18 protein-coding genes and 3 pseudogenes are annotated in these 20,016 nt (G+C 41.6%); 5 read left to right on the plus strand and 16 right to left on the minus strand.

The window, feature by feature from the left end:
• Positions 1-2: 2 nt before the first annotated feature.
• From HUS62_RS15120 to dapA, 14 genes and pseudogenes are all read right to left on the minus strand, one after another.
• Positions 3-2,222, minus strand: coding sequence for an MMPL family transporter (locus HUS62_RS15120; RefSeq protein WP_175080182.1), 2,220 nt, complete (start codon positions 2,220-2,222; stop codon positions 3-5).
• Positions 2,219-2,737, minus strand: a complete 519-nt coding sequence (locus tag HUS62_RS15125; RefSeq protein WP_175080183.1) for an outer membrane lipoprotein carrier protein LolA — start codon at positions 2,735-2,737, stop codon at positions 2,219-2,221. Before HUS62_RS15125 ends, HUS62_RS15120 begins: the two co-directional genes overlap by 4 nt.
• Positions 2,737-3,162: a thioesterase family protein gene (locus HUS62_RS15130; RefSeq protein ID WP_054554548.1), complete on the minus strand. Its 426-nt coding sequence runs from the start codon at positions 3,160-3,162 to the stop codon at positions 2,737-2,739. The genes HUS62_RS15125 and HUS62_RS15130 overlap by 1 nt, the downstream gene beginning before the upstream one ends.
• The gene (gene hutH, locus HUS62_RS15135) at positions 3,155-4,699 is read right to left on the minus strand and encodes a histidine ammonia-lyase (RefSeq protein WP_175080184.1); all 1,545 of its coding nucleotides are present in this window, start codon (positions 4,697-4,699) and stop codon (positions 3,155-3,157) included. Before hutH ends, HUS62_RS15130 begins: the two co-directional genes overlap by 8 nt.
• 1 nt (position 4,700) lies before the next feature.
• On the minus strand, positions 4,701-5,669 hold the full coding sequence (locus HUS62_RS15140) for an acyltransferase (RefSeq protein ID WP_175080185.1): 969 nt from the start codon (positions 5,667-5,669) through the stop codon (positions 4,701-4,703).
• Positions 5,669-6,406: a glycosyltransferase family 2 protein gene (locus HUS62_RS15145; protein WP_175080186.1), complete on the minus strand. Its 738-nt coding sequence runs from the start codon at positions 6,404-6,406 to the stop codon at positions 5,669-5,671. Before HUS62_RS15145 ends, HUS62_RS15140 begins: the two co-directional genes overlap by 1 nt.
• A 3-nt stretch (positions 6,407-6,409) precedes the next feature.
• Complete coding sequence (locus HUS62_RS15150; protein WP_175080187.1) at positions 6,410-6,763, minus strand: thioester dehydrase; 354 nt, start codon at positions 6,761-6,763, stop codon at positions 6,410-6,412.
• Positions 6,747-8,105: a class I adenylate-forming enzyme family protein gene (locus HUS62_RS15155; RefSeq protein ID WP_175080188.1), complete on the minus strand. Its 1,359-nt coding sequence runs from the start codon at positions 8,103-8,105 to the stop codon at positions 6,747-6,749. Before HUS62_RS15155 ends, HUS62_RS15150 begins: the two co-directional genes overlap by 17 nt.
• A complete protein-coding gene (locus tag HUS62_RS15160) occupies positions 8,092-8,658 on the minus strand; it encodes a hypothetical protein (protein ID WP_175080189.1) in 567 nt (188 codons plus the stop codon). The genes HUS62_RS15155 and HUS62_RS15160 overlap by 14 nt, the downstream gene beginning before the upstream one ends.
• An 8-nt stretch (positions 8,659-8,666) precedes the next feature.
• The gene (locus HUS62_RS15165; protein WP_175080190.1) at positions 8,667-8,912 is read right to left on the minus strand and encodes an acyl carrier protein; all 246 of its coding nucleotides are present in this window, start codon (positions 8,910-8,912) and stop codon (positions 8,667-8,669) included.
• Between the two features lie 25 nt (positions 8,913-8,937).
• Complete coding sequence (locus HUS62_RS15170) at positions 8,938-9,195, minus strand: phosphopantetheine-binding protein (RefSeq protein ID WP_054554555.1); 258 nt, start codon at positions 9,193-9,195, stop codon at positions 8,938-8,940.
• Positions 9,192-9,977 (minus strand): annotated as a pseudogene (locus HUS62_RS15175) (lysophospholipid acyltransferase family protein). Before HUS62_RS15175 ends, HUS62_RS15170 begins: the two are co-directional and overlap by 4 nt.
• Entirely contained in the window at positions 9,967-10,677 is a 711-nt protein-coding gene (locus tag HUS62_RS15180; RefSeq protein ID WP_175080191.1) for a beta-ketoacyl synthase chain length factor, read from the minus strand. Before HUS62_RS15180 ends, HUS62_RS15175 begins: the two are co-directional and overlap by 11 nt.
• Before the next feature lie 106 nt (positions 10,678-10,783).
• Positions 10,784-11,698, minus strand: coding sequence for a 4-hydroxy-tetrahydrodipicolinate synthase (gene dapA, locus HUS62_RS15185; RefSeq protein ID WP_175080192.1), 915 nt, complete (start codon positions 11,696-11,698; stop codon positions 10,784-10,786).
• A gap of 160 nt (positions 11,699-11,858) precedes the next feature.
• Here dapA and HUS62_RS15190 point away from each other — a divergent pair, with 160 nt between their 5' ends.
• Together HUS62_RS15190 and HUS62_RS15195 are read left to right on the plus strand one after the other, a co-directional pair.
• Positions 11,859-12,512: a DUF6058 family natural product biosynthesis protein gene (locus HUS62_RS15190; RefSeq protein WP_063527485.1), complete on the plus strand. Its 654-nt coding sequence runs from the start codon at positions 11,859-11,861 to the stop codon at positions 12,510-12,512.
• A gap of 235 nt (positions 12,513-12,747) precedes the next feature.
• On the plus strand, positions 12,748-16,524 hold the full coding sequence (locus HUS62_RS15195; RefSeq protein WP_175080193.1) for a S8 family serine peptidase: 3,777 nt from the start codon (positions 12,748-12,750) through the stop codon (positions 16,522-16,524).
• A gap of 69 nt (positions 16,525-16,593) precedes the next feature.
• Here the strand turns inward: HUS62_RS15195 and HUS62_RS15200 are convergent, their stop codons facing one another.
• Positions 16,594-16,821 carry a hypothetical protein gene (locus HUS62_RS15200; RefSeq protein ID WP_220095044.1) on the minus strand — a complete coding sequence of 76 codons (228 nt, stop codon included), beginning with the start codon at positions 16,819-16,821 and terminating at the stop codon, positions 16,594-16,596.
• Positions 16,822-17,070: 249 nt separating this feature from the next.
• Here HUS62_RS15200 and HUS62_RS15205 point away from each other — a divergent pair.
• Both HUS62_RS15205 and ykgO read left to right on the plus strand, forming a co-directional pair.
• Positions 17,071-17,163, plus strand: a pseudogene (locus HUS62_RS15205) (50S ribosomal protein L31); the annotation flags it as partial.
• A gap of 33 nt (positions 17,164-17,196) precedes the next feature.
• On the plus strand, positions 17,197-17,334 hold the full coding sequence (gene ykgO, locus HUS62_RS15210; protein WP_058584105.1) for a type B 50S ribosomal protein L36: 138 nt from the start codon (positions 17,197-17,199) through the stop codon (positions 17,332-17,334).
• A gap of 57 nt (positions 17,335-17,391) precedes the next feature.
• On the opposite strand, the gene HUS62_RS15215 is transcribed toward ykgO, so the two are convergent.
• A complete protein-coding gene (locus HUS62_RS15215; protein WP_062565726.1) occupies positions 17,392-17,778 on the minus strand; it encodes a cytochrome b562 in 387 nt (128 codons plus the stop codon).
• Between the two features lie 310 nt (positions 17,779-18,088).
• On the opposite strand from HUS62_RS15215, the pseudogene HUS62_RS15220 reads away from it, so the two are divergent.
• Positions 18,089-19,939, plus strand: a pseudogene (locus tag HUS62_RS15220) (TonB-dependent receptor plug domain-containing protein); the annotation flags it as partial.
• Between the last annotated feature and the right edge of the window lie 77 nt (positions 19,940-20,016).

Below are 20,016 nucleotides of genomic sequence, written 5' to 3' on the forward strand. Positions count from 1 at the left end.
TATTATTTTTCCTTATTTTTAGGTAATGCAATACTGAGCGGCGCCAGGATATAGATACAAACTAGCCCCACTAATACCGTTAATCCGAAACTGAAAATGGCCGGGGTTTTCGAAACGGCCAACATGCCAAATACCCACATCGATGATGCCGCTGACAAACTAATTGCAAGTACATTGCTCGGGCTTAAATTATTGACCTGATAAAACACTAAGTAATCGATTGCCAACGCTAATATCAATAAACAGCCTAGCAAATTAAAAATCGATAACTGAGATTGCAGTGCACTGCAAAGTAGCAGTACAGCCGCGGTTGTTAGTACAAGCACTAGCGTTTGTTTACACGCCGTTTTAAAACCAAATTTGACGCTAAATAGTAGTAACGCAAAGGTCATCGCAATGGCCAATGTTATCAGTAACGAATTTGAGTAATGACTTAAACCTTCACTTATCATCGCGACTTTATCGTAAACAATTAAATCTGGGTAAGCGTTGGTTAAATCCATCAGCTCGGATTTATTTACACCGGTTACCATAAACCAGCTTGCGGTTAGTGTATTGTTTGAGATCACTTGGTTAGCGATTAACGGCGCTAACGGTGAATTAAGTGCCGCGTTTAAATCAAGCATTGATGTTGAAAGCTCAACGGGCGTCCCTGTCATTTGGCTAACCACGCTCATAGCTTGCTGGGCTGAATGCAACTGCTCATAGTTTTGCTGTTGTAATTGTTTACTAGGCACTAAGTCACTAAGCATCACTGCACTGCCATTAAGGCCGCGAATAGTTGCTTTTAATGCTTCTTGTTGTACTAATAACTGCTGCGCATTATCGGCAAATAAAATCATGATTTGGCCATTATCTTTACCTAATAAAGACATATGCAGCGCTTCGTTTTGCATTAAATCCGCAGGACTTGCATTTAACAGCTTTACATCATCATTAATCACAGGGGGTTTTAGTAAAGCAAAAGCACTCAATAACACTAGCATCAGCATACTGAGTGCGACGCGATAATGCGTTAATCGTTTTAAATAACCACTTAAGCAGTTAGCTAATCGATGTGCAGCAGTGTTAATGGTTAAACCAGTTTGCCAATAAGGCAATAAGATTCGTGTGCAGAGCCAAGCTGTAACTAGCCCTGCAACAACAAATACTCCCACTTGACTGAGTAACTGCACCGGTGAGAAAAACAAGCTCGCGTAACCGAGTGTGGTGGTTAGTAACGACAACAACAGTGCCAGCTTAAGCCCTTGACTAAAACCTTGCGGCTGCTCGGTTAAATCAAGCATGCCATGAAAAGCATAATCAATGGCAATACCAATCAGTGTCACGGCAAACACCATGGTTAATACATGCACCTGACTAAAAATACTGATCAGCGCAATGGTGCCGCCAATAGCGGCGCTTATCACGGTTACAGAGGCCAGCCACAATGCATTTATCGAGCGAAACACCCACACCACCATCACAATAAGAGCTAGCAAGCTCACCGAACCAAACAAGGTCATTTCAAATTTGGCTTGCTGTGCATTTGCTGCGGTGTGAAATAAAGCACCAGCATAGCGAATTTGTGTATCTGGATAGCGGCCTTCAAGCTCAGCGATATAGGCAACTATCTCATTGCTTAAAGCTATTGATTGATTTATTGAAAAGGCATTGTCAGCACTTTGCACGAATAACATTAAATACTCATCACCTTGATAGCTAATGTTAATTCGGCCATCTTGCAGCTCAAATTGCTGCATGTGCGCCATTGCTTCAGATAAGAACCCCGCTGTGGCAAGCGTAGGGTCTTGGTTGATAGTACTTGAAACAAAAGGATCTGCGACTTTACTCAACTGACTAAAGTAATACCGTTGAAAGCGATTAGCATCGCCAATTGCTTGCTTATATTCCTCGGAAACTAAATGCCCTGCGTACTGACCGTAAAATGCTGCCAACTGGGATATTTCGGGTAACTTAAAACGAGGCTCAATATGTTTAGTCGCCAGCCATTGATGTAAATCATCATAAGCTTTTACTGCATTTTCACCACGAAAAGAAAAGCTTAACTGCTGTTTATTAGCTGAAAAAAAGTGTTCTTCGACTTGCTGTAAACGCGGTTCTGACTTTGGCAACAAAGCCAAAATATCATTATTCAACGTCGGCTGTTTTAGAATAAAAACAACCACTAAGGCGCTAACTAATAGGCTCAGCCAAGCAAGCGTTAGGCCCCATGCTTTCACTGTTTTTGCTCATTGTGAGGATAAGCAAAGCGTAATACAGTAAAGTTACCATTTGCTTCTTGAAGACGCACACGGCTCACTTGCTCTGCTGCTACACATAATTCGAACTGACTAAATAGCTGCTTTAGCAAGTCATCTTTAGGCAATAAAGTCTGACAACCGGACTCTGCATGACCTGTCATCGAAAATTGCTCAGCAAGTGCCACTTCATCATGCTTTAAAATCGCTTGCAGTAAATTAACGTAAGGCTCAGCTCCTTTTTGTAGCTGCGGCTCACCTTGATCGTTAAGGGTATATACTTGCCCTTGCTTGATTAATAGCGTGCTTTTAACCGGAGATTCAACCTGCCAAGTGAGGCCATCTTCAGCAAGTTCAAACGAACCTGTTGAAATAAAAGGTTTACTAAATCCTTTAAAATGCTTCTCTTGGCTAAATGTGCCTTGCTCTGTCACTGCGCTCGATGCAAACACAGGAAAAAAAACTAGCACACTCAGTAACAACACGCTTAATCGCATTAAATCACCTTTTGAAGTTTTTCATGTAGCACAGGCGGCGAAACAAACTGCATTTCTTTTTTCTCTATATCAACCGCAACTTGGATAGTCGTTGCTTTGGTTAACTTTTTACCTGTAGCGCAATCAGTGATTACGTAATCGATACGTAATCGTGTTTCATATTCTTTTAAGTACGCATCGACGCGGATTTTTTGTGTAAACAATGCTGAGCCGACGTACTTAATATGCATATCAATAATCGGCCACGCATAGCCAGACTCTTGCATTTGCACATAATCATAATCAAACAAACGCAGTAATTCGCAGCGCGCGACTTCTAAATAGCGCGGGTAATTACCATGCCATACCACATTCATTGGATCGCAATCATGAAAAGGAATTTCAATCTCAACATGAGTGCTCAGCAACGAGCCTCTACTATGCATATAAACTCCAACGTTTTGTTTGAATAGCGTCAACCGTAAAGCGAAGAACAGCCTCTAGAGGACGGTCTTCATCAAGCAGCGGGAAAAACTCGCTAATGTCTTGATACATACTTTGTACATCACTAGTTAAACTAGCGAATTCAAGCTCACCGCTATTAATACGTAAACGCAAACCTTGAATACTCGCAAGCAAAGTACTTGCAACCACTTGCTCAGTTAGCTGCAATATACGTAAACAATCTCGTGCAGCGATGGTTCCCATGCTCACTTTATCTTGGTTGTGACACTCGGTTGAACGAGAAAACACACTTGCTGGCATGGTCAGTTTTAATGCTTCGGCCGTGTATGCACTGGCGCCAATTTGGACCGCTTTAAAACCATGGTTAATATAACGACGCTCATCATTACTCGCCGATAGATTAGAAGGTAAACCATTGTTATAGCGCGTATCAACTAAAGATGCGATTTGTCTATCGGCTAAGTCGGCTAAATTAGCAACAGCGGTTTTCATGCTATCCATAACCATTGCAATATGACCGCCATAGAAGTGACCACCATGCAATACGTGTTCACCTTCGCCATCGATGATTGGATTATCATTTGCCGAATTTAATTCATTTTCAATCATTTGCCTAAACCATGGCAAACTATCTTGCAGCACACCAATCACATGTGGAGCACAGCGAATTGAATACCTATCTTGTAAGCGGTCAGCATTACGCGGGTGTTCTACATGGTTTAAGTCTCCACGGATCCATGCAGCTACTTGCTGTTGCCCTGGATGTGGCTTCACCGAAAACAAAATATCATCAAAGTGATGACTGTTACCTTTTAATGCAAGGCTTGCAAGGGCTGTTATACGGCTGGTCAATTTAACTAGATAATCAGCTCTATCATAAGCAAGACATGCCAAAGCTGTCATCACGGCAGTGCCATTCATGACTGCCAACCCTTCTTTCGGGCGCAGCTTTAATGGCTGTAAGCCAAGTTCTTGCATCACCTCTAGGCTGTTTTTAATTTCGCCTTTGTAATACACATCTCGCTCACCAACCATAGCACCGGCTACATACGAAAGCGGCGTTAAATCACCACTGGCTCCCACTGATCCTTCTTGCGGGATCACCGGTACGATATTGTGATTTAAAAAGTCACGTAATAAATTCAACATCTCCCAGCTAACGCCAGAATAACCTTGTGAAAGCGAAGTTAAGCGGGTTGCTAAAATAGCGCGCCCTTGGGCTTGATTAAAAACATCGCCAAGGCCACAACCATGAAAACGAGTAAGATGCAGTGGTAACTCATTGACTAAATCAAGTGGCACTTTTACGGTTACTGAGTCGCCATAACCTGTGGTAACGCCATATATCACGCCATCATCTTCAAGCAACTTATCTAAAAAGGCCACGGCGCTGTCTATTTTATTAGCAAATTGACGGTCTGATGTTAACGCAACAGCACCTTGCTCTAATGCAATATGAACAATATCTTCGATTGATAAACGCTGTTGGCCAAAAACGGTAGTCGAGTGCTCTGACACCTTAGTTCTCCTTGTTTTGACTACGAGACACTTGCTCGTCATTTTGCCAAAAATCATAAAAATTAAACCATTGATACGGATAGGCCGCAGCATAAAAACTGAGCCTTTGCGCATAATCGCTAACAATTTGTTGTAATGTTTGTTGCCTCGTTTTACGCGGTAAAACGAGTTTGTCGGCGTATTTTTCAAAAATCACGCGGTAAAATGTTTCGCCATTGGGCTTTTTATCTTTTAAACAAAACAGATGAAACACCGGGCAATCTAACAGCGCAGCTAAAATAAATGGCCCTTGTGAAAAAGGGGCTGGCTTACCTAAAAAGTCAGCTTCGATAACTCTTCCTGCAGTGGTGGTACTGGTTCTATCACCGACAATCACCACAATTTCACCCTGCTCGACTTTTTCTTTGAGCATAATTGCCATATCAGGGCCAAGATCGGTTACTTGAATGAGGTTTACCGCAACATCCGGATTAATACTTTTCAGTAATTTATTAAATTCAACAGCATGATGTGTAAACACCAACACATTAATCGTTTTACTGTTTCGGTGTTGGCTAAGAGCTCTACATACCTCTAAGTTACCAAGGTGTGAGCCGATAAAAATAGCCCCTTGCTGTTGCTCATCAAGCTGTTTAAACAGCGCTTCGTTGGTGTAAAGAATATTATGTTGCTGAATTCGTCCAAGCCAGGCATCAATTTTGTCAAAAGCGCTGTCAGCAAAGCAGCGAAAGTGACGAAAGCTATCGCGCCAAGTAACCCCTTTGCTATTGCCATTCACTTTACGCGCTTGGGTTAAGAATGCATGAGACGCTTGGCGGGCAGTTTTGCCTGTTAAAAACAAATAAAATACCACCGGAAACAACACCAACCACAAGCCTTTTCGACCAAATACGCGATAACATACGAGCAATATTTGCATGCCTAAGCGATTGCCACGTTCTTGCATTTTTGACCAATGTTTTACAGCCATTAGCCAGTCACCTTACGCCAAAGTAGCTTAGGTGAGCGTAGCAACATGCCAAAGAATAAACGCGTATGCAGCCACGAAATTCCCACGTTATCGTGTAAGGCTCGAAAATGAGATACGCCATTTTCAGGGTAAATGACCTGGGTTGGCAAAAACGTGACTTTAACACCTTGCCAATAAAGCCTGACTAAAATTTCAATATCAAAGTCCATGCGCTTGCCAAGCGTTTGCTTAGTCATTAATTGTTCAACGGCTGCTAAGGGATAAACCCGAAAACCACACATTGAATCAACAATATCAAAGCTGAGCGTTTCTACCCAAACCCAAAAATGGGTGATGTAACGACTTAAATAACGGTGCTTAGGCACGGAGCTGTCATAAATTGGGCAACCACTGATCACCTTGTTAGGTGATGCATTACTTAATTCAATCAACTTACTAATATCTGCTAACGAATGCTGGCCGTCGGCATCAACCTGAATAGCATGGCTAAACCCTTGCTGATAGGCAGCCATCAAGCCTGTTTGAACTGCCCCACCCTTACCTTGATTTTGAGCATGGCTTATCAAGGTTAAAAAATCGTACTGTGCGTCAAGCTGTGTAAATACATGCTTGGCATCAGCGTCACTGCCATCATCGACCATGATTATCGGCAGCTGTAGCTCTTTTAGCTCATCGAGTACTGCAGCGATAGCATGGGTGTGATTGTAATTAGGAATAACAATACAAAACTGGTTCATGGCTTAATCACAAAATACAATTCGACCAGATGCATGCTGGCCTTTTTCTGATTGATAGCTAAATAAACATTTGCCTTTTGCATTGCGCTCAAGGGTTAGGTTTACCGTCATATCGGGGGTTGTTACTACCTGAAACTTTAACACTTCTAAATCTTGAACTAGTTTGCCAAAACCCAAATATTGCTGAGCATATTTTACTGCCCAATCCAGCTGTACTACGCCTGCTAAAATTGGCGCATCTGGAAAGTGGCCGCGAAAATAATCTAAATCAGCCGCAATGGTTAACGCTAAACTCACACTAGTTTCTGTTTGTGTTAAAACGGCCACCTCTGGGGTCACGTTATTCAGGCTTGGCAAAATACTGCTCCAATGTTTTTAAACTTAATTTAGCTTGGCTGTTAAAAGGAAGTGCATCGATGTAGCGCCATTTACGTGGTAAGCAAATACGTTCAAAGCGGTTTGAGAGGTGCGCTTGTAAAGCGCGGTTAACTGCCAGTTTACCCTGCTGTTCAAGCTCTTTATTAGCCTCATCACTGAGTACAACCACCGCACCAATTTGCACGCGCTTAGCTGGAATAACCACTACTTTAACTTCTTTTACCCAGTCGTGACTTTGCAGATAACTCTCAAGCTCATCAAGGTTTAAACGTTTTTCTTCAATTTTTATCGTTCTGTCTATACGGCCCAACAGTTTAAATTGACCATTTTTATGAATAAGTGCTCTATCATCTAAAGGGAAATTCGATTGCTCTAAAATCGCAGAATCTAGCATCAAGCGCCCTTCATGATTCAGCGATAAAAAATTACCATTAAACGGCTGCCATGGTACATCAACCGCTGCCTGTGTAACTTGTCGATAAGCAATACCGCCGGTTTCGGTACTACCAAATACTTGGGTAGCAGGGCGAGCTAACTGGTTAAATAAAGTTTCGGCATGTTCGTTGTTGAGAGGTCCGCCAGAGGAGAATAACCACTTAATTTTGTCGCGCTCAGGAATTAACACATTATCAGCACATAAACGGCCAAGTTGCGCAGGGCTTGAGACGAGCGCTGCATAACGAATATTTTTTAGCCTTTGCGCAATATGTTCAGGGTACTGAATTTGTTCACTATCAATTATATGGCCTTTCGCCAACGGCCAAAGTAAACGAAATAATAAGCCGTAAATATGCTGATGCGAAACAGTTGCTAAAAACGTAAATTGGCTAGGCAAGTCAAATGACATTGAAAGTACTGCAAGCTCTCGATTTAATACCCGCCACGGTTTCACTATCGGTTTAGATTGTCCTGATGAGCCTGACGTATAAAATATAACCGCTGTGTTTGTTGGCCATTGTAAACGGTTAGTTTGCAAAGGCGTGTGACCAAGACTTTGCTCAAGGTTAGTAAATAGCACATCATCATTGATATTGGTCGCATCGCCGGCAAAAAAAGCAGACTGTGCTAGCAATAAACTTAAGGTTTCGTGCTGACCATTAGGTGGCAAAATAACATTATAACCACTACACGCTAAAGCAAATAAGCGCACTGCAAATTGGTAGGTATCAGGATGGAATAACACCACATGGCTGCCAGCTTTAAGCGCTGTGAGCTTACTTTGATAAGCCGCAATATCAGCAAAAAACTGTGTTTGTGTTATTGGCTGCCCTGCAACAACAAATGCAGCGTCTGGGTGAAATTTCAGGTTACTCGCTACCATTACTTTTAACCTTTTGTCTTACAAGCCATTCCACAAGGCCTAAGAGAGCTATCAAAATATAGGCTATTAATCCGTTGTACAGAGTCCATGTCTGTAACGAAGTAAATAGGCTAGTGTATAACGCAATACTGCCATTAATAATAAAAAACGCGCACCATACTTTAGTAACTTGGCGCGTGTAATTAACCCCTTTTTCATCAAGATCAGGCTCTTTAATTCGAGCAAAACTTTCAATGACTGTTGGGCCACTTTTCAACGAATAAGCAAAGGTTATGGCCATCACTGTATTTATAATGACTGGGTAAAGCTTTAAGCCCAGATCACTGTTAAAAAACTGCGTTGTTGCTAAAGCGATAATAGCCAAAATAGAGGCTGGCTTTATCCATGGCATAGATTTCAGTAACTTCTTGCTAAGTAAAAGCCTTAAACCTAACAATACCATCAATACCAAGCTCACTTGCCTTAATGAGATATGCTGTAATCCAAAATACACAATAAATGGGTATAAAGATAAGCATACTAAGAGCAGTGTTGTGGTTATCGCTTTGAGCATAGTAATGTTTATGAAACGAGTTTTCCTACTTCGTTTACAACATCTTGCACAGTACGCACTTGCTTAAATGCATCTGGCTCAATTTTCTTACCAGTGATTTCGCGTAGTTTTACAACTAAATCAACAGCATCAATGCTATCAAGATCTAGGTCTTGATACAGGTGCGCATCTAGGCTGATATCATCAGCATCGATCTCAAATTCATCTACTAAAATGCCCTGTAAAACGTTGTAAATGTCAGCAGCGGTTTTCATGCTTATTCCTACTTCTAAGTCTGTATTATGATTGGTGTTGGTTAATAAATTCTGCCAATGCATCTACCGATGCAAAATGGGCTTTTGTTTGTTCTGAGTTTGCGTCAATCTTAACGTTAAACTCTTTTTTAATGGCTAAGCCAAGCTCAAGCGCATCGATGCTATCTAGGCCTAAACCATCAACAAACAAAGGTTGGTCATTTTCAATATCATCCACGGTAATATCTTCAAGATCTAAGCTGCTAATGATTAATTGTTTTATTTTGTTCTTTAGTTCAGTCATAGGTGCCTGAGTTCCTCTGAAAAGTAATGTTGCAAATCACGGGTTAATTGTCGTGCTTGCATGGCGGGTTGTTCATTATTAAATGTGTCGTTAAACGTAAATGGGTCAGTGGCAAAGCGCATCTCAAAATGCGCTTTTGTTGCGGCAACGCAATACCATGGTGTGCCTTTGGTCTAAGTGCTGGGTTTCATACTAATCAGCACTGAGGTAATTGGGGCTTTACAACGCGCAGCAATATTCGCAGCTCCACGCTTAAATTTTAACTGTTCACCTGGGGTTGTGCGGGTGCCTTCAGGAAAGATAATCAGGTTATTTCCAGCAGCGAGTGATGCTTCACAATCATTAAGTAACTCTTGCGGGTCTTCATTACTAATATAACCTGTGCCTTTAATGACACCGCGCATAAATGGATTTTTAAATAGGTGTGCTTTGACCACGCAGTCAGCATTTTTAATCACAGATATCAGCACCACAACATCAATTAATGAAGGATGATTGGCAAGTACTAACTGCCCTTTAAGATCATGAAATTTCTGTTTATCTTGCACAGAGAAATGGATAGCACCGGTGTAATGCATTAAGGCAACAAAGAATTTAAAACTATAGTGAACCGTTAAACGGGCTTTTTGCTTCCGTTTCGCTTGGCAAGGTTCAAATAAACGTTGTAAAGGCAAAACCAACAAGGTGAGTACAATACCGCCAAAACCAAATACAGCAAAACAAAACCCGGTTGCCAGTACCCGCCAAATTTTATTCAACTTAATGTAAACGTTAGTCGCCATGGTACTGTAGCATCCAAGCTGATTGTTGATGTGAAAGCAGCCATTGTGATCCTTTGCTTGTTAAAGCAGCTGCTAATTGCAGACTCAGTGGTAAACACGAGTCACTTTGAGTATGTTCTGATTCAGAAAGTTTTGTTAATTCAAAATACGGCTTACCGGTCTGCGCTGTTGATAATACGAACGATACACTATGAGCAATTTGTTGCTCGTCACTAAATGGTAAGTATTCATCAGGTAATACACTTTCGGCATGGGCAATTAAAATTTGCTGCTCTACACCACTATGAACACGAGCAAAACCATCTATCATGGCTGAAATAATGCTGTCTTGGCCACCAGCGATAGCATTCATTGGGGCTTTATTTTTTGCAATAATAGAGAACAATCCAGTTGCAGCATTATGTACACTCAAACCAAATGCGGTCGGAGAAAGAGGTTCTTGTTCAACAAGTGAATGTAAAAGTTGCGCTGTTTTTGGTAAGTCGCCATGACGCGATGAAAAATTAACAGCTAACTGCTGATGCTCACCTTGCGCTTGATGCATAGTATGAAGCGCCATTTTCATAAACGGGCTTAAGCGGCGGCGCTGCATCGGTGCAACCCAGCTAAAATCAAGGTCAGCAAGATTGAGATGGCTTAATTCTGCTATTTGTTGCTCAGGTGCCACCCATAAACTCAAATTCTCAACAACAAATTTCACAAATATTATTCTTATAACGCCAAACGATTGCTAATTTTACCTATTAGCTACAAAAAAGTAAAACAATGGTGCTTAATTACAGCCGCAATTAAGCACTCATTCATTTTTATCGTAAAATAACGTCTTTTTCGGTTAAAAGTTGTGCTTTTTCACCTACTATATCAGCAACATCAAGTTCGTTAATGTAACCTAAACCGATTTCTTGCTGCGCACTCGTTAGTGGCACATAAGGAAGACGGAACACAGGATTTACCGCGCCTGTCATCATCAGTGCCGTATTGATTGCAATTGGATTAGGCTCGCAGAATAACCAGCCCATAAGTGGCTGTAGTTTTGCATTAAGTGCATCATTTTGCTCATCCATTAACTGACGGAATAAGCCTGGAATAATATTAGATGTAACCGAGATAACACCGTGGGCTTTATGAATGTGTCTTGCATCATGCGCTTCATCGTCATTACCTGACCAACAAGCAATACCTTGCTGTTCATAATGAGCAATACGCTCATTGCCACCGCACTCTTTTACACCGATAAAGTTTTTGTGCTTAGCGAGTGGCTCAATGATATCGGGTGTTAAGTCTTGGCCTGTGCGACCTGCTACGTTGTAGATAAACGCAGGACCAATATCTAGTAAACGGTTAAAGTGCTCTTTCACACCCGCCAGCGACGTGCGCCCATAATATGGGTTAATTTGTAGCGCTGCATCCATACCGGTGGCAAAACCATACTCGGTTGCTTTAATCGCTTCGCGTGTATTGTTGCTACCTGTATTACCGACAATTAATAAACGGTCAGAGAATTTGCTAACACTGTGAGCAATTAGCATTAAGTGTTCTTCCCAATTCATTAATTGCCCTTCACCTGTGGTACCACCGACAATAATGCCATCAACACCAGCTGCAATTTGCTGTTCAACAAGGTCGTCATAACATGCAAGATCAATTTCACCATTGGTTAAATAAGGTGTTTTTATAGCGGTGATCAAACTTGCTCGTTTAATTGTTTCTAGGTTGCGCATAACTTTTTTAATGTTTGGAAAATTTGCGCTAGTTGTATCATAAACACAGGCATTTTCCGAGTAGTGTGCTGCAATAAATAAAAATACTTGAGAAAAAATCAAAGTTAAGCCAAAATCAAACACTGTATAAATTAACAGTGTTTATTGTGAGTATTTGATAATGCAACTTTCAAAATTTTTGGCAACCTACTTTTATACCACCGAAGAGCTGTGCCATACCCTCTCAATTGATGAGGAAACGCTATCGGCATGGCAACAAAGTAGTTTATTTCCAAAGCCGAGTTATTGTTTGCAGAGTCAATTAGAATGCAGTTCGTATTCGGGCATTTATCAATGCGAAGAATATCAAGACTATTACCCTCGTGGTGCCGCTAGTTGGGGGCAATTAATTATCAAACATGACATAAGCTCATCCTGCCAAGCGTTTAATTATTTTGCTCAGCAATATTCAAATCAACTCAGTAAGCTTGCTGAGCAAGGCTTTGCTATCGATGAAGAATTATTTGGCAGTGAAATTGACGAGCACTTACAGCAAGTTTGGCAGCAGTTTTTATGCAGTAAATACGGTGTGCTAACACAAAATGGCTTAGTTGAAGAAGCCGTGCAGCTCGACGTAGCTAAATTATTAATTGATGATATTACGGAATTACGCACTAAAACAGGTTTAAGCGTGGAAGAGCGCCAAAGCTTACATAAAGCGCTCAAATTAATGAACCGCGCGTTAAGTCATGGTACGGGCAACGAAGGTAAAAACACCTTGCGCCATCGTTATATTGATGACGTAGTGGCAAAATACGACCTATCGGTAAAATAACTGCTCATTTTGCGCTTTAAATGAAGCGCAACTGAACGACCGTACAAAGTTACAACAGTGTTTATTTTGTTACAAATAGGTTAATACAATTTGCTACCTTTATTTTGTAGGTTTTCATCTGCTTGATCGATAGATTGGTCTGGTTGAGTTATTGCTCTTGTCATATTTGTTGTTTTGACACCTAGCAATAACTCCTTTCTTCCAAACTAATTAAATCAAAATACAGGATGAAAAGATGAAACCTTTTCCAAGACTTGGTCGCTTAAAGGCGAGCTACTTAGCCATGCTCGGCTTATCGATTGCCCAACCAGCAACCGCAGAAGAATCATTTGTTACACAACAAAGTAAAGCGGATGCCCTTACATTCACTTTGATCACTGGGGACAAAGTATCGGCTGTTGTCAATAAAGACGGCAAGCTAGGCGGCATTCGATTAGTGAATGCAGATGGTTCAGATACATTCACCAGTATCTTTAAACGTGGTAACAACACCTATGTTGTTCCAAACCATGCTCAAGCCTTAGTTGATTCAAATGCGATCGATTTAGAGTTATTTAACATTAATAAGTTATATGAATCGGGTTACGATGATGCATCAACCGACGCGCTCCCCGTCATTGTTGAATACCGCGACGGCAGCCTTGCAGGACCGGCAGTCCCAGCAACGCTTGCTGGTATGTCATTAACCGGTGAAATTGAGCTAATCGACAGCGCCGCATTTGCAATCAACAAAGACAAAGCAGCGCAAACTTGGCAAACCCTGGTTGCACAAGCTGACGTTGAAGGTATTTGGCTTGATGCTGTCGTTCATGCTCACAAGGTTATCCAGTCAGAAACACTGACTCCAACAGTCCCACTAACCGGCGCATATGGTGAGTCAGCGATTAACTATAATGGCGCAGGTATTAAAGTTGCCGTACTTGATACAGGCTACGATACCGAGCACCCAGACTTACTAGGTCGTGTCATTGCATCCCGTGATTTTACGTATTCGAGCAACGGTGTAGATGACTTAAATGGTCATGGAACTCATACAGCCTCAACCGTTGCAGGCAATGGTCATGAGTCAGCAGGCAAATGGGCCGGTGTGGCACCAGCCGCCGATTTAATTATCGGTAAAGTACTTGGTAATACAGGAGGAGGATCAACCTACGGTATTTTAAATGGCATGCAATGGGCGGTGCTTTCAGAACAAGCTGACATTGTAAATATGTCATTGGGTGGCACAGCAACAACCTGTAGTGGCCCATTGGTTGAGATGGTTGAAGCGCTGAGTGATAAGGCTTTATTTGTTATCTCTGCAGGCAATAGCTTTACCCGCGAAACGATTGGTTCACCGGGCTGCGCGCCAAGTGCATTAACCGTGGGTGCTATTGATCGTGATGGCAATACGGCGTCGTTCTCTTCACGCGGTCCATCGCCAGATGGCCACTCAGCAAAACCAGATATTGCCTCGCAAGGTGTCTCTGTGGTTGCCGCGGCTTCTGGTGGCTTAGGTGATACGGCCTACCGCGTGTATTCAGGTACATCAATGGCTGCTCCTCATGTTGCCGGTGGTGCTGCAATTGTAATGCAAGCTCGCCAAGACCTTACGCCAAAAGAAATTAAAGACGTGCTTACATCATCTGTATTTAGTAGTGATTCTCACGTCCTTGAGCAAGGTGCCGGTGCCATGAATATCGACCGTGCCATTGACCAAGCTATTGTGGCCCCTGCAAACCGTGAACTTGGCTACTTTGATAATGCCAATAGTGCATTTACAGAAACACAGATCACGCTAACAAACACGTCTGATGAAAGTATTAAATTAAAATTGAAATTAGATTTAATCGGTGAAGATGGCAAAACTCAATTACCAGCGACCTTGGCAGGATTAGATATTAAATCTGTGACAATCCCAGCCAAAGGTGTTGCTCAAGTCCCTATGTGGATTGACCCAAGTGCGGCACTTAATAACAGTGCTTATGGTGCAATTACAGGTCGTATCACAGGAACAACTGTTGGCAATACTGATCAGCAAGTGACAGTGCCAGTGTCATTTTGGATTGACCAACCTCACGTTAATTTAACGGTAAACCTGACAGATCGCTGGGGTAATCAAGCAGGCTCGCCATCAAAGCTTTACTTAATTAATGAAGAAGATGATTGGGGCAGTCTTGTTAGGCTCACTGGCGGTAAAGCCAATATCGATGTACCTGCTGGTTACTATACGTTGATTGCTAACATTATGACTTACGATAATCAGCAAACCAGCTCTGGTTTAGTTGAATCAGCGGCACAAATGGCTGTATTAAATCGTAAGATTGACAAAGCAACAGAAATTAACTTTGATGCACGTAGTGCACAAAAAGTCACGTTCAAAGCAGATCAACCTCTTGATCCTCAAGGTTATTCATTCGGTTTTACTTATGCACTTGATGACCAAAAAGCAGCCAAACTTGCAGCTATCGAAATGGCACCTGATTACGTAAATGATATGTATGCATGGTCACAAGGTCATGACGATCGTTTTCGCTCATTTATCACCACCCGCGCGGTAGCTCCAGAAACAACCGTCACGATGCAAAATGGGGTTGAACTTGATTACATCAAACAAGGTTTAGCACTGTCTTTTCATGGTGAAGGCTCTGCAGAAGTAGTGCCAGTAGGTGATGCTGGTTACAGCACTGACTGGAGCCAATTTGAGTTAGACGGAAAAATTGCGCTTATTGCTAACCCTAATTACCTCACGTCTTACATGGTCGGTAATGCGATGAAAAATGGCGCCAGCGGTGTGATTTTTTATCGTCCTGGTCGTGGCGGCCGATATAAAGGGGCAATCACAGGCACACCAAAAGTCCCCGTGATTGGTATTAGTACCGAACAAGGTGAAGCCTTAATGGCAGAAATAGAGGCTGGCAACAATATCGTTAGCTGGTCTGGTATTGCGGCTGAACGCTCACCTTATGCTTATTCAATCAACCATATTACTGATGGCCGAATTCAATATGGGCAAATCAATATTGCTGAACATAAAATGCATAAAATGAGTGCGTCTTATCACTCGCAAAATGATGAGCGCCCTGCATGGACTGATGTTATGGCAATGACCAACAGTACCGGAGAGTTCTACTCAACAGGTAGCTCACAGTTAATTATGTTGCCTCATCAGCGTGATGAATATTACACAGCAAGTACAAAAAATGCATGGACGAATGTCGTTATGCCAAACTATCAAATTCAAAGTGGTGGCGCTTATTTTGATGGTCCACGCGCTATGACTGAAGGTGCTGAGCAAAGCACTACTTGGTTTAAAGGTCCACGTGCTGGTAGCTTAGGCAGCAGTGGCTCGGCGATTATTAGCCGCGATACCAATGTCCTTTACTTTAATCTTGCTTCGTTTGGCGATGCCGCAAACCATGATGGTATTTTTGGTTATATGGGTAGCTCAGCCTTTGGTTTAAAAGTAAATGGTGAGCCAGCATCTCCGTATCAAGGCACGTTAACGCTTGAACCGGGCTCTCATCAAATTACCTTAGAAATGCGTTCTTATGCTCGCGGTGTCGGTGAGCGCTCTCCAATAAATGATAAGCTAGGTTCTCTTTACCAAGGTTTCTATACATTTACGGCTGACGAGCAGCAACAAGGTGTTCAGCCAATTTTAATGCCTATGGTTGATTTACCGGTTGATATTAACAACAGCATGAAAGCGGGTGAAGCGGCTCACGTTAAGTTAACGGGTTTACTGGACGGTGTAGGTGAAGTGGCGCTGGCAGATGTACAGTTCCAATATGCGTACGGCCAAGAATGCACAATTGCTAACGTGCCTGCTTATATCTATTGCCCTGTATCAACCAAGTTCTCAAGCGAAAACTGGTTAGATGCACAGGTTGAACACATTGACGGTGAATGGGTAGCTACGATCCCTAATACTGGCAACGTCGGTGACTTTGTCCATATTCGAACGATTGTTTCAGATTATGGTTCAAGCCAAGCTGAGCAAATTACCATGCGAGCTTACATGTTAGATTAATTAGTTAGCGCTAATCAGCAAAGCCGCCTTCGGGTGGCTTTTTTCATGTAAAAACAACATGATCAAGTATTAAGAATCTAAATGCTCGTACTGACCACGATACACTTCGAAAGTCTTCACAACGGTGTGTTGCTCTTTACTTAGATTATCAAACCAGGTATCAAAACGCTCATCATCATCTTGTTCACTCAGAGCTAAATACTGTGCCAACAACTCAATAATATCGTTGTGAGTACACGACAAGGTGTCTACATGATTAGCTAAAACAGAATGGTCTTTATCGCGAAGCGTGTTCATTACATTTTGATCTAGTTCTTCACGGCTAGTTTTATCATTCACTTCCTTATCCTTCTTTAAAATAAGCACGCATACCTAGTTATAACAGCCTTATCGACAATATCCAGCTTTTTAAATCTAACTGCTTATTGATTGTTCAGCTTGTACAAAATTAAGACAAAACAATATAAATAAGAATCATTTTTATCTTGATCTAAATAGTCAACCACCCTATAATCGCTACATTATCACATAACAAAGAGCTCCATTATGAAGCCAAATATCCACCCTGATTACCAGCAAGTCGCGTTTCATGATACAGCGGCAGACAGCTACTTTATTATTGGTTCGACAATTAAAACTTAGCGAGCAAGTAGTTGCTATTAAGGAAAGAACATGAAAGTGTTAAGTTCATTAAAAAGCGCGAAGAACCGCCCGGGCTGCCAAATCGTAAAGCGTAAAGGTCGTGTCTATGTTATTAATAAAGACAATCCGCGCTTGAAGGCAGTTCAGGGTAAAAAGAAAAAGCGTTAAAAAAGGTGCCGAGGCACCTTTTTTAAATTAAAGTAAATCTAACTCGTTAGTTTATTTTTATTTGCCAAATAACAACTCCCAAAAACCTGGCGGCTCATGTAGCTCATGGTATTTCTTACGTAGCTCATCAATAGATTTAAGCGGCGCTTTTGCAGCTTCAAGGCCACGGGTCGTTGCAAGTTGCTTAGCTTGCTTTGCTTGATTTATGACTTTATCAAGCCCTTCTAAAGACGCTGTTTTATGCTGTTTAAAATCAGCTGTTTTGGCAGTCTCTAACAACTCAATAAATTCATCGATAGCGGTATTAAAGGTGGCTAAATCAGTTGCTCGCACTGAGTTTTTATAAGCAAGCCCCATGTTTTTCATATTGGCCTCAAGGTCAATATTGTTGGCCGCACTCAGACTGGAAAAAACGATTAAAAAACTAATAAAAATGGCTTTCATACACTCTCAACCAAATACAAATTATGCACCCATTATAAAGCGAAACGCTACGTAAACCTAATGCCATTAAAATACCAAATACAGAAACAAAGTAAATATTCTGTAATCACCTTTTCACAACAAACAAAAAACACCTGAATCCCACAAAAAATCTAACATACTGTTTAAATTGAAATTAGATGTGTACAAATTGATACGTAGTTTTTGTTTGCAAATAATAGGGACAATGACAAAGTGCACCTCGTTAACATTTTAAGAACAACTGTTAACAACCCTTTAAGGGATAAAATAAAAACTAACAGGTGAAACAATGAAAAAACATAACATCTTAGGTGCAAGTATTAAGCTTGCCCTGTGCACATCTGCACTTGCAATTTCAGGTCAGTCATTTGCTGCTGATGAAGAAGGTGTACAAACAATCGACCGTATCGAAGTAACAGGTTCTCGTATTTTACGTGAAGGTGCTATTGCCCCTGCGCCAGTGACAGTTATCACTGGTGATGACTTAGTTAACACAGGCGCGGTTAATATCGGTGAGGCACTTAATAAATTACCAGCTCTTGGTAATACTTTTTCACTTTCAAACTCTGGCCGTTACATCGGTACTGCGGGTTTAAGTATTCTTGACTTACGTAATATGGGTACTGACCGTACGCTAGTACTTGTTAATGGTAAGCGTCACGTTTCTAGCTCTGCAGGCTCTCAATCAGTTGATACAAATACAATTCCAAGCACATGGGTTGAGCGTGTTGAAATTATCACCGGTGGGGCGTCAGCTGTATACGGTGCCGATGCTGTAACGGGTGTAGTTAACTTCATTCTTAAAAAGAATATTGAAGGCTTTAGCGCAAGTGTAACTCGAGGCGAATCAGACCTAAGCGATTACAGCAACGAAAAAGCAACATTCTCTTACGGCACAAACTTCGATAATGATCGCGGTAATGTTGCATTCTCTGTTGAGTATTCGGGTCAAGATACTTTAAATGCGTTAGACCACCCATGGACTGATGGCTCTTACCGCAATATGCGTAATACAGCTCAAACAGCTGAAAACAAAGATGATCCAGCTTTTCCTGACTACATTTATACGCCAAATGCAGGTTACTATGCGATTAATAACGCAGGTGTATTCGCGCTAAGTAATGGCTATGTAAATTCATTTAACCCAGATGGTACTTACCGTGAACTTAACATTGGTGACCAAGTAGATGGCCTTGCATGTGCTAACTGTGATTCATTTAACCTAGCACAGTTTAACCAAATTCAACCTGAGTTTGAACGCTACAACATTAACTTCAAAACGAACTACGATATCGCAGAGGGCATGAATGCGTATCTTGAAGCAAAGTATGTTAACAGCGAAGGCCAAAGCATTGGTCAGCCAGCATTCTTCTTCTTTAACCCAAATAACAGCATCAAGATTGACAACCCTTATCTTGACTCAAGCGTTAAAGATCTAATGGAACAAGAAGGTGTTAGCTCAATCATGGTTAACCGCATGATGACTGACTTAGGTCGTCGTGTTGAAGACAATACACGTGAAACAACCCGTTTTGTTGCAGGCTTAAAAGGCACGGTATTCAATGACTGGGAATTGGATGCGTCAGTTGTATATGGCCAAACTGATTTAGAGCGTGTTAATGGCGCTAACATGATCATGGCAAACTACTACAATGCCCTAGATGCTATTGATGATGGTTCAGGCAATGTTGTTTGTCGCAGCGAAGAAGCACGTGCTGAAGGGTGTGTACCTGTTAATATCATGGGCTTTGGTGCACCGAGCCAAGAAGCGATTGATTACATCAATACTGTTTCAGTAGGTACTTCAAAGATTACTCAAACAGTTGTGTCTGCTTCACTTGCAAATTCAGCAATTTATGAATTACCAGCAGGTTACATTGGTTTTGCAGCAGGTGTTGAATACCGTAAAGAAGAAAGCGAAACTGAAGAGCCAGACAACGCAGCCGGTACTTTCTTTAACGCGCTTGGTGAAGATAAAGGTGAGTTTGATGTAAATGAAATTTACTTCGAAGCATCAATCCCACTTCTTGCTGACTTACCTCTTGTTCAAGACCTAGTACTAGATACAGCGGTACGTTACGCTGACTACAGCACAATTGGTGATGCAACAAGCTGGAAACTTGGTTTAGATTGGACAGTTATGTATGGTACGCCCCGTTTTGCAAGTTAATAACTAAAAATAACGGAGATGGTTTGCGCTAATGTATTCAGAGTCTA

It is taken from the genome of Pseudoalteromonas sp. 0303 (assembly GCF_013349995.1).
Lineage (GTDB): Bacteria > Pseudomonadota > Gammaproteobacteria > Enterobacterales > Alteromonadaceae > Pseudoalteromonas.